This is a genomic window from Streptomyces sp. 8N616 (assembly GCF_052246385.1).
GTDB lineage: Bacteria > Actinomycetota > Actinomycetes > Streptomycetales > Streptomycetaceae > Streptomyces.
Genome location: NZ_JBQQBY010000008.1, coordinates 23912 through 38034, shown reverse-complemented (window position 1 = coordinate 38034; position 14123 = coordinate 23912). Strand labels below are relative to the sequence as shown.

Here is a 14123-nt window from a genome sequence, read left to right as displayed (position 1 = left end):
CACGGGTCAACCACGAAAATTCCGGCTATTGGGAAAACGGACATTTCTCTACGAGTCGCCCCGGTGCCTGGCGTCCGCCACGCCCGCGGCCTCGCGGAGCCTTCCGAACTCCTCGGCCATCGTCCGCAGGGTCCAGTGGGCGTTCAGCCCGCTGGGGTTCGGCAGCACCCAGACCCGCGTCCCGCCGATCGTCCGCTCCTGCGGCCCGACCTTCGCGTGCCGGTCGCCGAACGCGACCCGGTAGGCGGTCACGCCGACCACGGCGAGCCACCGCGGCTCGTACCGCCGTACCTTCTCCCGCAGGATGCGCCCGCCCTCGCGCAGCTCCTCGTCGTCGAGCTCGTCGGCCCGCGCCGTGGTGCGGGCCGCGACGTTCGTGATGCCGAGGCCGTACGCCGGCAGTTCGCCCTGTTCCGCGGGGAGCAGCCGGCGAGGGGTGAACCCGGAGGCGTGGAGTACGGGCCAGAAGCGGTTGCCGGGCCGGGCGAAGTGGTGCCCCGTCGCCCCGGACATCAGCCCGGGGTTGATGCCGCAGAAGAGCACATGCAGACCGCCCGCGAGCACGTCGTCGATCGCGCGGTCGCGGGCGGCCGCCAGGTCCTCGGGCCGAAGGCTGGTCAGAGGATCGCCCCGGGCGCGTACGCCGCGGCCTCCGGGTGCTGCGCCGCGATCTCCTCGATCCGCCGTACGACCGTCGCGACCTGGTCCGCGGCGGCACCCGTGAACGACAGCCGGTCGGCCATCAGCGCGTCCAACTGCGTGCGGTCCAGCGGGATGCGCTCGTCGTCGGCGAGCCGGTCGAGCAGCTCGTTGCGCTCCACGCCCTTCTCGCGCATGGCGAGCGCCGAGGCGACGGCGTGTTCCTTGATCACCTCATGTGCGGCCTCCCGCCCGACCCCGCCCCGCACGGCGCCCATGAGGACCTTCGTCGTCGCGAGGAAGGGCAGGTACCGGTCGAGCTCGCGGGCGACGACGGCGGGGAAGGCGCCGAACTCGTCGAGCACCGTCAGGAAGGTCTCCAGCAGCCCGTCGAAGGCGAAGAAGGCGTCCGGCAGGGCCACGCGGCGGACCACCGAGCACGAGACATCGCCCTCGTTCCACTGGTCGCCCGCCAGCTCGCCGGCCATCGAGGCGTAGCCGCGCAGGATGACGGCGAGTCCGTTGACGCGCTCGCAGGAGCGGGTGTTCATCTTGTGCGGCATCGCGGAGGAGCCGACCTGGCCGGGCTTGAAGCCCTCGGTCACCAGCTCGTGCCCGGCCATCAGCCGGATGGTCTTGGCGAGCGAGGACGGCGCGGAGGCGAGCTGGACCAGCGTGCTCACCACGTCGTAGTCGAGGGACCGGGGGTAGACCTGGCCGACGGAGGTGAAGGCGTGCGAGAAGCCGAGGTGCTCCGCCACCCGCCGCTCCAGGTCCGCCAGCTTCGCGGTGTCGCCGCCGAGGAGGTCGAGCATGTCCTGCGCGGTGCCGACCGGGCCCTTGATGCCGCGGAGCGGGTAGCGGCCCAGCAGGTCGTCGAGGCGCGCGTACGCGACGAGCAGCTCGTCGGCCGCCGACGCGAACCGCTTCCCGAGGGTCGTGGCCTGGGCCGCGACGTTGTGCGAACGGCCCGCCATCACCAGCTCGGCGTGCTCGGCCGCCAGTCGGCCCAGGCGTGCCAGGACGGCGACCGTACGGTCCCGGGTCAGCTCCAGGGAGAGCCGGATCTGCAGCTGTTCGACGTTCTCGGTGAGGTCCCGCGAGGTCATGCCCTTGTGCACGTGCTCGTGCCCGGCGAGGGCGTTGAACTCCTCGATACGCGCCTTCACATCATGCCGGGTGACCTTCTCGCGCTCGGCGATCGAGGTCAGGTCGACCTGCTCGAGGACCCGCTCATAGTCGGCTAGCGCCTGCTCCGGCACCTCGATGCCGAGGTCCTTCTGCGCGCGGAGCACGGCCAGCCAGAGCCGCCGCTCCAGCGTCACCTTGTACTCGGGGGACCACAGGACGGCGAGCTCCGCAGAGGCGTAGCGGCCGGCCAGGACATTCGGGATGCTGGGCTTGGAGGTCACGTGTAGGGATTCTACTGGCGATTCGCGCAGGCCAGTGCCCTGCCCGTCCGGTGGCCCGCTACGCGGTGGGCCGCAGGACCGCTACGAGGCCGGGACCTCGTACGGCAGCAGCTCGGGGCGCTTGGGCGGACGGCCGTCGCCCGACGAGCGGCCCGTCAGCCGGCGCCCGATCCACGGCACCAGGTGCTCGCGCGCGAACCGCAGGTCGCCGACGCGCCGGGCCGCCCATCCCGGCCGCACGGCCGGGGGCAGCATGGCCCGCCAGTCGTGCTCCGCCTCGAGGCCGAGGGTCTGCCACACCGCCTCCGCGACCCGCCGGTGACCCTCGGCCGTCAGATGCAGCCGGTCGACGTGCCACAGGCGCTGGTCCGCCAGCACCGGAGCCCCGTACAGATCGACGACGAGGGCGCCGTGCCGCGCGGCCAGTTCGTCGACGAAGGAGAACAGCTCCTCCATGCGCGGGCGGAATCGCTCCATGACCGGGCCGTTGCGGCCGGGGCTGCGCATCAGCACCAGCTGCCTGCAGGAGGGGGCGAGCCGCCCGGCGGCGTCCTCGAGCAGCCCGCGGACCCGGCCCATGTCGCACTTGGGCCGAAGGGTGTCGTTGAGCCCGCCGACCAGCGTGATCACGTCCGCGCCCATCGCTGCGGCGGTATCCACCTGCTCGTCGACGATCTGCCGGATGAGCTTGCCGCGCACCGCGACGTTGGCGTAGCGGAAGCCGGGCGTGCGGGCGGCGAGCCGTGCCGCGAGGAGGTCGGCCCAGCCACGGTACGTGCCGTCGGGCAGCGCGTCCGACATGCCTTCGGTGAAGGAGTCGCCGACCGCGACGAGGCTGGTGTAGGGAGCATTCATCTGCATGGCGCGGTGATCCTACTCCCGGGTACGGCCGCGCCCAGCCGCGGCCCCCGGGGAGTACGGGGCCATGTCGCTCAGGCGGAATCCGGCGGCGAGGCCGACGCGTCGATTTCGTCGGCGAGGGCGGGATCGATGTGCCGGAGCGCGGCCACGGTGAAGGCTGTGGCGAATTCCCCCGCGGCCGCGGTGTCCAGTGATTCGGTGGAGAGCGCATAGCGGGCGCCCTCGACGGTCAGGCCCACAATCAGCGAGGCGCACAGCTCCGCGCTCACGCCCCAGCGGCCTCTCCCGTGGCGCTCGGTGAAGTCTCGAATGCGCCGCGCGAGTTCCTGGGCCGTGGTGCCGGTCATCCGCTGGCGGGCCTCCGCGACGGTGCCGACCGGGTCGGGGCCGAAGAGCAGCAGGAATTTCGACGGGTGCCGGGCGGCGTAGCCGAAAAGGGTCTCCATGCTGGCCCTGACCTGGGCCTCCAGCGGAAGTTCCGCGGCCGCCGCATACGACTCGAAAACCCGTGTACCGAGCGTGTCGGCAGCGAACTCTGCGCACCGCCGATAAAGATCGTCCTTGCTGCCGAAATGGGCATAGAGGGTGGGCTTCGTTGTTTTCGCGTGGGCCGCGATGTCCTCCATCGTGGCCGCGTGGAAACCGACTTCGGCGAATACCGCGCAGGCGGCGTCGAGCATGTCCTCATCACTCGGGCGATCGATCATGTACAGCACTTTACTTCTCGGTAAAGCCAAATTAGGGTCGTACCAGGCAGTATGACCGTGACAGTGATCCTGGGACGTGATCACTTTCCCGAGACGGGAAGCACAGCAAAGGCGGTCCCTACCAGGCCGGCATTCTCGAGCCGCCGGCCATGGCCCAGTGGAGACCCGATGCACCATCCCCACATACCCGGGGCCCGGGAGGTTGCCTTTCCGCAGAGGGCGGAGGGGCCGGTCCTCTCGGGCGTCCCTCGCCAGGACGGCCGCATATCGGGTCCCTGGCATCTGCCGAGCGACCCCGTCGCGTGCCGTCGTGCCCGGATCGCCATACGCGCCGTACTCGCAGACTGGCAGCTCGAACATCTCACCCACACCGCCGAGCTGCTCGTGAGCGAGCTCGTCGGGAACGCACTGCTGCACACCGACGGGCCGCTCCAGCTCACCGTCGAGCGGCGCCAGGGTCTGCGGTGCCGGGTCGAGGACGGCAGCCGGAAGCTGCCCAGGAGGCGATCCGCCGCTCCCGACGACGAACACGGCCGGGGCCTGGAACTGGTCCACCTGATGTCCAGCGAGTGGGGTGTGGAGCAGACCCTGGAGGGCAAGTCGGTCTGGTTCGAACTGCGCTGAGCCCTCCGCCGTACCCCGCACCGCACGGCGCTCGTCTTGTCGCGCCGAGCCGGTCAGGCCCTACCTACCGATCTTCCAAGGGCAGCAGCCGCCCCTCCGCCATCTCCCGCCTCGTACCGGTGAACCGTGCCCGCAGCCTCCGGTCGTGCGACACCACCACGAGCGTGCCCGCGTACGCCGAGAGGGCCTGCTCCAACTCCTCCACGAGCTCCGGCGACAGGTGGTTCGTCGGCTCGTCCAGCAGCAGCAGCTCCACGGGCCGGGTGAGCAGCCGGGCCAGGGACAGCCTGCGCCGCTGGCCCACCGACAGGCCGCTGACCGGCACCTGGAAGTCCTCCTCGCGGAACAGCCCCAGCGCGGCCAGCGTCTCCGCGTGCTCCTCCGGCTCGCCCGGCAGCCCCTCCGCGAACGCCGCGAGCAGCGGTCGCCGCGACGCGATGGCGGGCACCTCCTGCGGCAGCCTGCCGATCCGCTCAGGAAGCCGGACCCGGCCCCGGTCGGGCGCCAGCTCCCCGGACAGCACCCGCAGCAGCGTCGTCTTGCCCGCGCCGTTCGGGCCCATCAGCAGCAGCCTTTCGCCCGGGGCGAGCGCCAGCCGGTCCACCGACAGCCGTCCGTCGACCGCCACCCCCACCAGCTCGGCCGCCGGCTCCTCCGCCTCCGTGCCGTCGTCCCTGCGGCCGCCGCCGATGGCCACGGTGAAGTGCAGCGGATCCGGCGGCCGCGGCACCGGCTCCGCGCGCAGCCGCCGCAGCCGCTCCCGGGCGTTGCGCACCCGCCCCGACAGCTGCCCCTCCACCGACCTCTGGTGCCTGGTCCAGGCAGGCCGCTCGCTCATCCGCCAGCCGGCCGCGACCCGCGCCGCGCCCGCCGAGGCCAGCTCCTCCTGCCGCTCGACCTCCTCGCGCCACTCGCGGTACCGCTGCTCCCAGCGGTGCCGGGCCGCGGCCTTCTGCTGCAGGAAGCCGGGCCAGCCGCCGCCGTAGCGCTCCACGGCCCGCCGGTCGCCGTCCACCTCCACCACGGTGTCGGCCACCCGGTCCAGGAACTCCCGGTCGTGGGTGACCGCCACGACTGTGCCCTTGTGGGCCCGCAGCCGCTCCTCCAGCCAGCCGACCGCATCCTCGTCCAGGTGGTTCGTCGGCTCGTCGAGCAGCAGCAGCTCGGGCGAGGAGGTCAGTACGCAGGCCAGCGCGAGCCGGGACTGCTCGCCGCCCGAGAGGGTGCCGAGCCGCCGGGCGCGATCGAGGTGCGGCAGGCCGAGCGCGTGCAGCGCGGTGTCCAGGCGGGTCTCGGCGAGATAGCCGTCCCGCGCCTCGTACGCCGCGACCAGGTCGCCGTACGCCGCCACCTGCTGCGCGTCCGCCGTGCCCAGGGCGGCCTCGGCCTCGCGCATCCGCCGCTCCAGGTCCCGCAGATCCGCGAGCGCCTCGTCGATGACCTCCCGTACGGTCGCCCGCGCCGGAAGTTCGAGGCTCTGCGGCAGATAGCCGGTGCCGCCGTCGGCGGTCACCGTCACCCGGCCCTCGTCCGGCGCCTGCCGCCCGGCGATCAGCCGCAGGAGCGTGGACTTGCCCGAGCCGTTGTCGCCGATGACGCACACGTGCTCGCCCGGAGGTACGCGCAGCGAGACGTGCTCCAGCACCGGGCGGCCGGGGTAACCCACCGACACCTGGTCCACCACCAGCTGGGACGTCATCGCGGTCCTTCCCTGGGGCCGTCCTTCGGCGGCGCTCTGACGTGTACGGGCCCGGGCCGGTGCGGCCGGGCCGGCTCAGGCCGAGGGAGCCTTCCCCACCAGCTCCCGCAGGACGTCTTCCATCGTGACGAGCCCGCCGAGGCGCCCGTCGTCGCCGATCACCGCGGCGAGGTGCGTACCGGTGCTCCGCATCGCTCCCAGCGCGTCGTCCAGCGGCAGCGACGCCTTCACGCGCGCGATGGGCCGCATCGTCCCCCTGGCGAAGGGCAGGTCCCTGGGCCGCGCGTCCAGCGCGTCCTTGACATGCAGATAGCCCACGATCCGGCCGTCGTCGTCGACGACGGGAAACCGGGAGTAGCCGGACTCCGCGGACAGCTGCTCGAGCTCCTCGGGCGTGACCCCCAACCGCGCCGAGACGACCTGCTCCACCGGGACCACCACCTCGCCCACGGGACGGCGGCTCAGCTCCAGCGCGTCGCGCAGCCGCTCGGTCGCCCGCTCGTCCAGCAGCCCCGCCTGGCTGGAGTCGGCGACCATACCGGCCAGCTCGTCGTCCGAGAACGTCGCGGGCACCTCGCCCTTCGGCTCCACGCGCAACAGCTTCAGCAGCCCGTTCGCGAAGGCGTTGACCGCGAAGATCACCGGGCGCAGCGCGCGCGTCAGCGCCACCATGGGCGGCCCCAGGAGCAGCGCCGAGCGCACCGGCTCCGCGAGCGCCACGTTCTTCGGCACCATCTCGCCGAAGAGCATGTGCAGATATGTCGCGGCGCCGAGCGCGATGACGAACGCGACCGGGTGGATCAGCCCGTCAGGCAGGCCCACCGCGTGGAACAGCGGCTCCAGCAGGTGCGCGATCGCCGGTTCTGCGACCACACCCAGCACCAGCGTGCACAGCGTGATGCCGAGCTGCGCCGCGGCCATCAGCGCCGAGACGTGCTGCAGGCCCCACATCACGCTGCGGGCGCGCCGGTCGCCCTGCTCGGCGAGCGGCTCGAGCTGGTCCCGGCGCACCGAGATCAGCGAGAATTCGGCGCCGACGAAGAAGGCGTTGACGACGAGGGTCAGCAGACCGATGAAGAGCTGCAGCAGAGTCATCGGGCCGCCTCCCCGTCATCGGGGGATTCGGTCCCGGGCAGCGGCGCGCACAGCCGTACGCGCGCAGCCCGGTGGCCGGTGGCGTCCACCACGTCGATCCGCCAGCCGGCCACCTCCACGCTGTCCCCTTCCTCCGGGATCCGGCCGAGCTCCGTCGCGAGCAGGCCGGCGAGCGTCTCGTACGGGCCCTCGGGGACACGCAGACCGATGGCCGCCAACTGGTCGGTACGGGCCGCGCCGTCCGCGTCGTACAGCGCCCGGCCGTCCTCGTCGGTGCCCGCGGGCGCCAGGTCGGGCACCTCGAGCGGGTCGTGCTCGTCGCGGACCTCGCCGACGACCTCCTCGACGATGTCCTCCAGCGTGACCACGCCCGCCGTGCCGCCGTACTCGTCGATGACCACGGCCATGGCGTGCTTGGCGGACAGCCGGTCCAGCAGCCGGTCCACGGTCAGCGACTCGGGGACGAGGACCGGCTCGCGCAGGATCTCGGATACCGGGCGCCAGGCGCGCTGGTCGGCGGGTATGGCCAGGACGTCCTTGATGTGCGCGGTCCCGATGACGGTGTCGAGGCTGTCCCGGTAGACCGGGAAGCGGGAGAGGCCGGTCGCGCGGGTTGCGTTGGCGACGTCCTCCGCCGTGGTCTGCTCGTCGAGGGCGACGACCTGGACCCGCGGCGTCATCACGTTCTCGGCCGTCAGCTCCGCGAGGCCGAGGGTGCGGACGAACAGCTCCGCGGTGTCCGCCTCCAGGGCGCCCTCCCTCGCGGAGTGCCGGGCCAGCGCGACCAGCTCCTGCGGCCCGCGCGCGGAGGCCAGCTCCTCGGCCGGCTCCAGGCCCATGCGCCGCACCAGGCGGTTGGCGGCGTTGTTGAGGTGCCCGATCAGCGGGCGGAAGGCCGTACTGAAGGCGTGGTGCGGTCCCGCCACCTGCCGGGCCACCCGCAGCGGGCTGGAGATCGCCCAGTTCTTGGGGACCAGCTCGCCGACGACCATCAGCATGACCGTCGAGACGGCCGTGCCGAGGATCAGGGCGACGGAGGAGGAGGCGGAGGCGGGTATGCCGACGGCCTCCAGCGGACCGGCCAGCAGCCTGCCGAGCGACGGCTCGGCGAGCATGCCGATGACCAGGCCTGTGACGGTGATGCCGAGCTGTGCCCCGGAGAGCTGGAAGGTGAGGGTCCGTACGGCCCTGAGCGCGGTGTCCGCGCCCCGCTGCCCCTCGGCCACCGCCCGCTCCAGCACGCTGCGCTCGACCGTCGTCAGCGAGAACTCGGCCGCGACGAAGACGCCGCAGGCGAGCGTCAGGAGGATGGCGAGCGCCAGCAGAAGCACTTCGGTCATCGGTACACCTCCCACCCATGATCCGGCAGGGGAGGGAGGACTGCGCGATCGGCTCGAGGACGGGGACTACTGGGAGGCTCGCCCATGGGCGGACGCTCACACCTTTCACATCGCGGAATGTGCACCCATGGTAAAGGAGGAGCAAAGGGTGCGGCCCGGGTTCCCGGGGGAGGGGCGGCGGTTCAGGCGCCCAGGGGCTTGACCCAGCGGCTCCACTGGGGCTGCCGCGCGTAACCGGCGGCGCTCCAGGCGTGGTGGGCGAGCGCGTTGCGGTTCAGCACCATCGCATCCCCGCGCCGGCCGCCGAGCGAGGTGAACCGGTCCTCGGCGGCCTTCAGCAGCGCGGTCGCCACGCCCTGCCGCCGGTGGTCCGGGTGCACCGCGAGCCGGTAGAGGTGGCAGCGCCAGCCTCCCCCATAGCCTGAACGGCATGGGCGGTACCCCCATCGCCCGCGATCACCGTGCCGACGAGGTCGACGAGGGCGCCCGCGCGCTCGGCCAGCAGCAGGGCCCCGGGGTCGCGGGAGATCAGCCGCGCCACCCCGTCCGCGTCGTCGCTGATGCTCGCGCCCTCCGCCGCTTCCTTCCAGAAGGCGAGCACGGTCTCCACATCCGCGGCCGACGCGGCCCGTATCCGGATATCGCTCATGGCGCCATCCCACCACCGCGAGCGGCGCGGCGGCGAACGGATTTCGGCCTCCGGTCCCTGCTCCCCGGACAGGTCCGGCGCGTGTGCCGCGAGTTCGCCCGCCACGCGCCCCTTCGGGACGACCCGGTGTCCGTGCTGAGGGTGAACACCGGCCTCATTCATTGGCGATGGCGGCGAGGACGTTCATCCGCGACGCCCGCAGCGCGGGCAGCAGAGCGGCCGCCAGGCCCACCAGGACGGACCCGGCGACCACCGCCGCGACCACCGGCCAGGGGACCGCGAAGGCCTTCATCCCCTCAAGCGCCAGCACCTGCTGGACCGCCACACCCCACACGAGCCCGAGTGCCAGGCCCAGTACGGCGCCGAAGACCGCGATGACCACCGACTCCAGCCGGATCATGCGCCGCAGCTGTCTCCGGGCCAGGCCGATCGCCCGCAGCAGGCCGATTTCGCGGGTGCGCTCGACGACCGACAGGGCGAGGGTGTTGACCACGCCCAGCACCGCGATGACGATCGCCAGGCCCAGCAGCGCGTACACCAGGTACAGCAGGACGGCGATCTGGCCCCGGATCAGCTCCTTGTAGTCGGCCTGGTCGCGCACCTGCACCTGCGGGAAGGCGTCGAGGGCGCTCTCCAGCCGGTCGCGCAGCGCCTGCGGATCGGTGCCGTCCGCGGCGTTGGCGTACACCGCGGCGTCCTGCCCGCCGGGGATGTGCTTCTCCAGGGTGTCCATGCTCATGAAGAAGCCGCCCTGGGTCCCGAACCCCTCGCCCGACTCCATGTCCGTCAGAGCACCCACCGTCAGGTCCGCCCTCTGCCCGTTCGCGAAGGTGGCCTGGATCCTGCTGCCGATACGGATCCGGTGGTCGTCCGCGTATGCCTTCTGCAGCCCGATCCGGCCGTTCCCGAGGGCGGAAGCCGTGTTCCCGGCCGCGTACTCCATGTTCACGACCTCGTCCATGCCCCGGTCGAAGCCCGCGCCCGTCGTCCTGGCCGTCGTCCCGTCGGGCAGCTTCAGGCGCATTGGTGCGAACCGCTCCCGTACGACCGTGCCGACCCCGTCCACCTCCCGCACCCGCTCGGTGATCTCCTGCGGGAACGGCGCGAAGTTCCTGTTCTGCACCACGAAGTCGGCGCCGAGCTGCCGGTCGATCTGCTGGTCGAAGGACTGCGTCATCGACTCACCGGCCACGGACATGCCGGTGACGAGGGCGAGTCCCACCATCAGCGCGGCCGCGGTCGCCCCGGTGCGGCGCGGGTTGCGCAGGGCGTTGCGCTGGCTCATCCGGCCCACCGGGCCGAACACCCGCGGGAAGGCCCCGCCCAGCACCCGGATGACCGGGCGTACGAGCAGCGGGCCCGCGACGACCGTGGCGACCAGGGTGAGGACGAGCCCGAGCAGCAGCAGCGAGGATGCCTGCTGGGTCTGTGTGGCCTTCGCGCAGCCCGCCAGCGCCGCCGCCCCGCCGGCCCCCAGCACCGCGCCCGCGACGGCGCGGATCCGCAACGGCCGCCCCACGCCCGCCACTTCGATGTCGGCGAGCGCGGCCATGGGGGAGACCCGGGCCGCCCGCCGGGCGGGCAGATAGGCGGCGACGAAGGTCACGCCCACCCCCACCACGTACGCGGACACCGGGGTCTGCCAGCCGATCACCATCTCGGCCGCGTCGAGGTTCATCCCGAGCAGGCTCATCAGCGATATCAGCCCGGCCGCGAGGCCGACTCCCGCGGCCAGACCCAGCGTTGAGCCGGTCAGGCCGAGGAGCAGCGCCTCGGTGAGCACCGAGCGCCGCACCTGACGGCGGTCGGCGCCCAGCGCGCGCAGCAGCCCCAGCTCGCGGGTGCGCTGAGCGATCAGCATGGAGAAGGTGTTGACGATCAGGAAGACGCCGACCAGCACCGCGATCCCGGCGAAGCCCAGCATCACGTACTTGATCACGTCGAGGAAGCCGCCCAGTTCTGCGGCCTGGGACTCCGCCCGCTCGTCACGCGTGCTGAGCTCGTAACCGGACCCCAGCTCGTCGGCGATGCGCTGCTTGAGCACCTCGTCACTGGTGCCGGGCGCCGCGTCCGCCATGATCGCGGTGGCGGCCCCGGGCTTGCCGAGCAGTTTCGTCTGGGACGTCGGCGTGTCGAGGGCGACCAGCGCCGCGCCCGGGTTGGTCGTGGTGAAGGCCATGATGCCCACGACCTTGACCGGGAAGGTGCCCGGCGGTGCCACCACCCGCAGCGTGTCGCCGATCCCGAGGCCGTCGCGGTCGGCCGTGTCGGCGTCCAGCAGCGCCTCGCCCGCGCCGCGCGGGAGGTGCCCGCTGCTCAGCTTCACCGGACTGCGCTCGGTGTCGTTCCAGTTGGTGGCGATGGTCGGCGCCCCCGACGTGGGTCCGACCGGCTCGTTCCGCTCGTCGACCAGGGTCACCCGCTCCACCCGGACGTCGACCTGCGCGTCCGCGACCCCGTCCACGGCGGCGACGCGCTCGCGCAGCGCGGCGGGCAGCGTCTCCACCCGGCCCGACGACAGGCCGCCGGCCTCGTCGAACTCCGACCGCGGTGCCACGGTCACATCCGCCGACGTGGAGGCGAAGAGCCGGTCGAAGGTGCGGTTGACGGTGTCCGAGAAGATCAGGCTTCCGGCGACGAACGCCACCGACAGCACCACGGCGAGCGCGGAAAGCAGCAGGCGTCCCTTGTGGGCGAGAAAGCTGCGCAGGGTGGCCCGGAGCACCGGGAGTCAGCTCTTCCCGGCCGAGCTGATCGAGTCGAAACGCTTCATCCGCTCCAGTACGGCCTCCGCGGTCGGTTCCGGCATCGCGTCGACGATCCGCCCGTCTCCGAGGAACAGTACGAGGTCGGCGTGTGCCGCGGCCCCCGGGTCGTGCGTCACCATCACCACTGTCTGGCCGAGATCGTCCACCGCCTCGCGCAGGAACCGCAGCACCTCGAGGCCGGACCGCGAGTCCAGGTTGCCGGTCGGCTCGTCGGCGAAGATCAGCTCCGGGCGCGAGGCCAGCGCTCGCGCACAGGCCACGCGCTGCTGCTGGCCGCCGGACAGCTGCGCAGGGCGGTGGCCGAGCCGGTCCCGCAGACCGAGGGTGTCGATGACCTTCTCCAGCCACTCCCGGTCCGGCTTGCGGCCCGCGATGTCCATGGGGAGCGTGATGTTCTCCGCCGCGTTCAGCGTCGGCAGCAGGTTGAACGACTGGAACATGAAGCCCACGCGGTCGCGCCGCAGCCGGGTGAGCTCCCGGTCGTTCAGCCCGGTGATCTCCGTCTCGCCCAGCCACACCTGGCCCGCCGAGACCGTGTCCAGACCCGCGAGGCAGTGCATGAGCGTCGACTTGCCGGAGCCCGAGGGGCCCATCACCGCCGTGAACCGGCCGCGCGCTATCGCCACGTCCACCGCGTCCAGGGCGAGTACGGCCGTCTCGCCCGAGCCGTACGCCTTCGTCAGGGCCGAGGCGCGGGCGGCGATCTCCGCACCCTCCGCCACGCCGTATGCCTTCGGTGCCGCAGGTGTGGACAAGGCCGCCTCCCTGGACCGGGATCCACCGTCCGTACGCGACCGAGAGTAAGTCGGTGCCCGGACATCGGCATCCCCCTCCGGTACGGTCTCGCGCCCCCCGTCTCGTACCGGCGTATGGCCCGACCCCCAAGGGCACCCCCTGCGCCCCGCCCCCTGCGCTTGCCTTTGCTAGCGGAAGAGCGCTAGCTTGGTGCCGTGGCCAAAACCCAGCTGAACGTCCGTGTGGACGAGTCCACCGCCGAGACCGCGAGACAGCGCGCCCTCCAGCGGGGCTTGAGTATGAACCGCTACATCGAAGAGCTCGTCCGCCAGGACGCGGGCGAGGCGGGCCATACGTTCGTGGAAGCCGCGGCCGACTTCATGAAGCAGTACGAGCACGTGTTCGCTGAGGAGTTCGGCGAGGAGCGCAAGCCCCGTTGACCCTGCGCATCGACCTTGCCTGGCTCCTCATGATCGCCGAACAGCACATCCCCGGTGATCCGCCCGTCACCGACTGGGGATCACTGGTCGCCGCCGTCAGCAGGCACGAGGCGGAGATATTCGGCGTGCCCGTCTACACCGACCCACAGGACCGCGCGGCGGCCCTGCTGCAACTCCTGCTGCACGTACCGGCCTTGGAGCGGTCGAACGCGATGTTCGCCACCGCGGTCGCGTACGGCTACCTCGTCGCGAGCGGACTGAAGGTCACCACCTCGCCGGAGCAGGTCCGTGATCTCGCCCGCCTGGTCAAGGACGGCACGGCCGACGTCCGCGCCATCGCCGATGAGTTGCGCAGCTGGAGTCTCTGACGCGCTTCACTGCGACCGTCGCGTTCGGCGGGGGCTATGCGCTGGGCCGCCGGGCCACGCCGAGCACGTGCGCGGAGGTCGGCAGCTGCGGGCCCTGCTCGGGGACCCGCAGCCGCCGGTACGCGCCGATCTCGAATCCCGCGCCCTCCAGCGCGGAAAGGGTGTCCCGGCCCGTGTGGCAGCCGCCGAACAGCAGGGGCCACACGGTCCTGTCGAGGGCCTGCTGCGCGGTCGCCATGGCCCTGCCCTCCGCGCGCCCGTGCTCGAAGAAGCGCAGCTCGCCGCCCGGCCGCAGCACCCGGCGGATCTCCCGCAGGGCCCGCGGCAGATCGCGCACGCTGCACAGCACCAGCGAGGTGACCGCCGCGTCGAACGCCTCGCTCTTCACCGGCAGCGCCTCTGCCACACCCGGTACGACATCGACCGGCACGTCGGCGCGCAGGGCCGCCGCGGTCGCCATCCGCCGCAGGGTGCGCTCCGGCTCGATCGCCACCACCTCGGAGACCTGCCGGGGATAGTGCGCGAAGTTCAGACCGTTCCCCGCGCCGATCTCGATCACCCGCCCGGACAGCCCGGCGAGCAACTCCTCGCGGTGCGCGCCGATCCCCGCCCTCTCCTCGGCGACCACGCTGACGCGGGCGTAGACGCGGGCGAACAGCGGGTGGTGTACGGCGTCCCGCGGAAGTCTGGTGCTGCGCAGTGGCATGGCGGACCCCTTCTTCTGCGGAGGGCGGCTACCAGGATTCTCCCCCGGCGGGGCCGGATTGCACCGCCGTGCCCTGCGGG

At 72.4% G+C, this 14123-nt stretch carries 13 protein-coding genes and 1 pseudogene; 3 read left to right on the top strand and 11 right to left on the bottom strand.

Annotation, left to right across the window (positions count from 1 at the left end; translation table 11 throughout):
- Nucleotides 1–48: 48 nt before the first annotated feature.
- The 4 genes from mug to ACTWQC_RS09455 all read right to left on the bottom strand — a co-directional run bounded on the left by mug (nucleotide 49) and on the right by ACTWQC_RS09455 (nucleotide 3619).
- Entirely contained in the window at nucleotides 49–564 is a 516-nt protein-coding gene (gene mug, locus ACTWQC_RS09470; RefSeq protein WP_443315143.1) for a G/U mismatch-specific DNA glycosylase, read from the bottom strand.
- A 53-nt stretch (nucleotides 565–617) separates the two neighbouring features.
- Nucleotides 618–2051 (bottom strand): adenylosuccinate lyase, encoded by a 1434-nt coding sequence (gene purB / locus ACTWQC_RS09465; RefSeq protein ID WP_443315142.1) that lies wholly within the window; start codon nucleotides 2049–2051, stop codon nucleotides 618–620.
- A gap of 81 nt (nucleotides 2052–2132) precedes the next feature.
- Nucleotides 2133–2912: an SGNH/GDSL hydrolase family protein gene (locus ACTWQC_RS09460; RefSeq protein ID WP_443315141.1), complete on the bottom strand. Its 780-nt coding sequence runs from the start codon at nucleotides 2910–2912 to the stop codon at nucleotides 2133–2135.
- A 71-nt stretch (nucleotides 2913–2983) separates the two neighbouring features.
- Complete coding sequence (locus ACTWQC_RS09455; protein ID WP_443315140.1) at nucleotides 2984–3619, bottom strand: TetR/AcrR family transcriptional regulator; 636 nt, start codon at nucleotides 3617–3619, stop codon at nucleotides 2984–2986.
- Between the two features lie 168 nt (nucleotides 3620–3787).
- On the opposite strand from ACTWQC_RS09455, the gene ACTWQC_RS09450 reads away from it, so the two are divergent.
- Complete coding sequence (locus ACTWQC_RS09450; RefSeq protein ID WP_443315139.1) at nucleotides 3788–4243, top strand: ATP-binding protein; 456 nt, start codon at nucleotides 3788–3790, stop codon at nucleotides 4241–4243.
- A 64-nt stretch (nucleotides 4244–4307) separates the two neighbouring features.
- Here the strand turns inward: ACTWQC_RS09450 and abc-f are convergent, their stop codons facing one another.
- From abc-f to ACTWQC_RS09420, 6 genes and pseudogenes are all read right to left on the bottom strand, one after another.
- The gene (gene abc-f / locus ACTWQC_RS09445; protein ID WP_443315138.1) at nucleotides 4308–5942 is read right to left on the bottom strand and encodes a ribosomal protection-like ABC-F family protein; all 1635 of its coding nucleotides are present in this window, start codon (nucleotides 5940–5942) and stop codon (nucleotides 4308–4310) included.
- A 75-nt stretch (nucleotides 5943–6017) separates the two neighbouring features.
- Nucleotides 6018–7037, bottom strand: a complete 1020-nt coding sequence (locus tag ACTWQC_RS09440; protein ID WP_443315137.1) for a hemolysin family protein — start codon at nucleotides 7035–7037, stop codon at nucleotides 6018–6020.
- Nucleotides 7034–8377, bottom strand: a complete 1344-nt coding sequence (locus tag ACTWQC_RS09435) for a hemolysin family protein (protein ID WP_443315136.1) — start codon at nucleotides 8375–8377, stop codon at nucleotides 7034–7036. Before ACTWQC_RS09435 ends, ACTWQC_RS09440 begins: the two co-directional genes overlap by 4 nt.
- A 182-nt stretch (nucleotides 8378–8559) precedes the next feature.
- Nucleotides 8560–9026 (bottom strand): annotated as a pseudogene (locus tag ACTWQC_RS09430) (GNAT family N-acetyltransferase).
- A 154-nt stretch (nucleotides 9027–9180) separates the two neighbouring features.
- Nucleotides 9181–11751, bottom strand: a complete 2571-nt coding sequence (locus ACTWQC_RS09425) for an ABC transporter permease (RefSeq protein WP_443315135.1) — start codon at nucleotides 11749–11751, stop codon at nucleotides 9181–9183.
- 6 nt (nucleotides 11752–11757) lie between these two features.
- Nucleotides 11758–12549: an ABC transporter ATP-binding protein gene (locus ACTWQC_RS09420; RefSeq protein WP_443315134.1), complete on the bottom strand. Its 792-nt coding sequence runs from the start codon at nucleotides 12547–12549 to the stop codon at nucleotides 11758–11760.
- 195 nt (nucleotides 12550–12744) lie between these two features.
- On the opposite strand from ACTWQC_RS09420, the gene ACTWQC_RS09415 reads away from it, so the two are divergent.
- On the top strand, nucleotides 12745–12969 hold the full coding sequence (locus ACTWQC_RS09415; protein ID WP_443315133.1) for an antitoxin: 225 nt from the start codon (nucleotides 12745–12747) through the stop codon (nucleotides 12967–12969).
- Nucleotides 12966–13337 (top strand): fic family toxin-antitoxin system, toxin component, encoded by a 372-nt coding sequence (locus ACTWQC_RS09410; protein WP_443315132.1) that lies wholly within the window; start codon nucleotides 12966–12968, stop codon nucleotides 13335–13337. Before ACTWQC_RS09415 ends, ACTWQC_RS09410 begins: the two co-directional genes overlap by 4 nt.
- A 34-nt stretch (nucleotides 13338–13371) precedes the next feature.
- Here ACTWQC_RS09410 and ACTWQC_RS09405 read toward each other — a convergent pair whose 3' ends face one another.
- Nucleotides 13372–14043 carry a class I SAM-dependent methyltransferase gene (locus ACTWQC_RS09405; RefSeq protein ID WP_443315131.1) on the bottom strand — a complete coding sequence of 224 codons (672 nt, stop codon included), beginning with the start codon at nucleotides 14041–14043 and terminating at the stop codon, nucleotides 13372–13374.
- Between the last annotated feature and the right edge of the window lie 80 nt (nucleotides 14044–14123).

Coding starts and splice junctions, on each gene's coding strand:
- ACTWQC_RS09460 (WP_443315141.1), bottom strand. CDS start 2,912: ATGCAGATGAATGCTCCCTACACCAGCCTCGTCGCGGTCGGCGACTCC.
- ACTWQC_RS09455 (WP_443315140.1), bottom strand. CDS start 3,619: ATGATCGATCGCCCGAGTGATGAGGACATGCTCGACGCCGCCTGCGCG.
- ACTWQC_RS09450 (WP_443315139.1), top strand. CDS start 3,788: ATGCACCATCCCCACATACCCGGGGCCCGGGAGGTTGCCTTTCCGCAG.
- abc-f (WP_443315138.1), bottom strand. CDS start 5,942: ATGACGTCCCAGCTGGTGGTGGACCAGGTGTCGGTGGGTTACCCCGGC.
- ACTWQC_RS09440 (WP_443315137.1), bottom strand. CDS start 7,037: ATGACTCTGCTGCAGCTCTTCATCGGTCTGCTGACCCTCGTCGTCAAC.
- ACTWQC_RS09435 (WP_443315136.1), bottom strand. CDS start 8,377: ATGACCGAAGTGCTTCTGCTGGCGCTCGCCATCCTCCTGACGCTCGCC.
- ACTWQC_RS09405 (WP_443315131.1), bottom strand. CDS start 14,043: ATGCCACTGCGCAGCACCAGACTTCCGCGGGACGCCGTACACCACCCG.